This window comes from Acinetobacter sp. 228, from assembly GCF_048147885.1.
Genome location: NZ_JAYWYV010000098.1, coordinates 1 through 1987 on the forward strand (window position 1 = coordinate 1; position 1987 = coordinate 1987).

2 protein-coding genes are annotated in these 1987 nt (G+C 36.3%); both read right to left on the minus strand.

All coding sequences use genetic code 11. The features are described from left to right. Positions 1-41 precede the first annotated feature (41 nt). Positions 42-623 carry a TetR/AcrR family transcriptional regulator gene (locus VXQ92_RS16225; RefSeq protein WP_131292420.1) on the minus strand — a complete coding sequence of 194 codons (582 nt, stop codon included), beginning with the start codon at positions 621-623 and terminating at the stop codon, positions 42-44. Between the two features lie 24 nt (positions 624-647). Further along, a complete protein-coding gene (locus VXQ92_RS16230) occupies positions 648-1847 on the minus strand; it encodes a multidrug effflux MFS transporter (RefSeq protein ID WP_131292417.1) in 1200 nt (399 codons plus the stop codon). Between the last annotated feature and the right edge of the window lie 140 nt (positions 1848-1987).

The following is a 1987-nucleotide window of genomic DNA, read 5'->3' on the forward strand; positions in this document are numbered from 1 at the left end:
CGTATTTCGTATAAGGTGTATTATGTTAATTTTAAGTAATCCTATTTAATAATTTTTTCGATACTTTGTTTATATAGACACAACATTGCATTTAAACGTCGCTCATACATATGCCCGTCATATAAGAGTTCGACACTCAAACTGTCTAAGATACCTAAATAAGCATCTGTATACATTTCTTGATCTTTATCATCATCAATAATTTGAGATAACTCTGCCTGATAGAATTGAATAATTTGTTGAATATAATCTTGATAAGCTGATTTCACATTTTCTATTAAATGATTAGGTGGAACATATGCAATTCGAGTTAGAAATTGATAGGTAATAGCATTCTCATATCGTGATTTGATCTTACCTAAGTACAACTCCCCAGGTAATTTACCACTTACAGATGTATTAAAGCACTCTTCTAAATAAGAACACTCGATATCTAAAGCATCTAGTAAAAGCTCTAAAAATAATGAATCTTTACTTTTAAAATGTGTATATATGGATGCCTTACGGATTCCAATATTCTCTGCAATAGCACCTAAAGAGGCCCCTTCATAACCATTAAGAACAAAACACCTAAAAGCGACATCAATAATACGTTGTTTAGACTGAGATCTTAATTTTTTCATGAAGGGAGTAATCCTAAGCAAGGTTTAGTGAATTAATTTTTTGATAAGTACATTTCGAGTACCCATATAGACCAAAAATAGAATGAGTGGACCAATGGCACTTAGCAACATTAACCAGTATAAGGTATCAACTTCAACCAATTGACCAGCGATAGGCGTTGCTGTTGACGAAAGAAGCATCGGTATTGCCCCAAGTAGTGCAGCACTTGAACCCAAAGCGGTTTGTTGTGACTCCATCGCTATCGCCATCAACGTTGCTTCTAAAATACCAAGACCAAATAGACCTAGCGCTACCCCAGATACAATCCCCACTAAACCAAGACCCATGATATGCATAGCAATACATGTCGCACTGCCAATCATGATAACAACTGCACCGATGAGGGCTAGACGTGAAATAGGTATTTTTTTCACGAAATATGCTGATGAGGATGCACCTAAAATTAAACTAATACTGGTTAAGCCAAAGACCAATCCAAATTGTTCACTACTTAAACCATAGCCTGTTTGATAAACGAAGGAAGATCCACCGATATAAGAAAATAGAAAGAAATACACAGCTGATAAGGCGAGTAAATTAAAGCTAAAGGCCTTATTCTTTAGAATATTCAAATAAACTTTGGTAACAGACCCAAAATTCAGCTGAATACGGTCTTTGACTGCTAAACTTTCTTTTAGCGTACATAAGGTATTGATAAAAACAACAATGCCTAAAACACCTAAAGCGAGCATTACACCACGCCAGCCATAATGAGATCCAATCACTCCGCCTATAGCAGGAGCAACGATTGGACCTAGTGCCACAATGGTATTTAACAACGCATACAATTGTGCTGCAGCAGCGCCCTCGGTTAAATCCCGGACCATACTCATTACTACGACAATAGCCATAGATGCACCTAAACCTTGAAGTGCACGTGCGAAAACTAGACTCTCCAAATTTAACGCCAAAGCAGCCCAAATTGAAGCACCAATATAAGTAACAAGTCCTAGTAATAACGGGGTTTTACGTCCAATAGCATCTGACCAAGGTCCAAAAAATAGTTGACCAAGCCCCATAAAAATCAAAAAGACAGTCAACGTAATCTGCGTAGAAGCATAAGAGGTATCAAGGTCTTGGGCCATATTTGGCATGGATGCTAAATACATATCAATTGCTGCTGGACCCAATGCAACAATGATAGCGAGAGAGATGGTGAGTTTTAATCCCACAGACTTATTCATAACTTAAAATTAAATTAACTACCGATCGGTAGTTTGTATAGGCTCAGCATAAAAAAATCAAGTTATTTATTTCAATCCAATTTAAACATATGAGGTCTAAATAGTGTCTATTTAACATAATGGCTGTTATACGAAATTCA

Bases quoted from the DNA above. Each gene is read 5' to 3' on its own strand.
- VXQ92_RS16225 (WP_131292420.1), bottom strand. From the start codon at position 623: ATGAAAAAATTAAGATCTCAGTCTAAACAACGTATTATTGATGTCGCT.
- VXQ92_RS16230 (WP_131292417.1), bottom strand. From the start codon at position 1,847: ATGAATAAGTCTGTGGGATTAAAACTCACCATCTCTCTCGCTATCATT.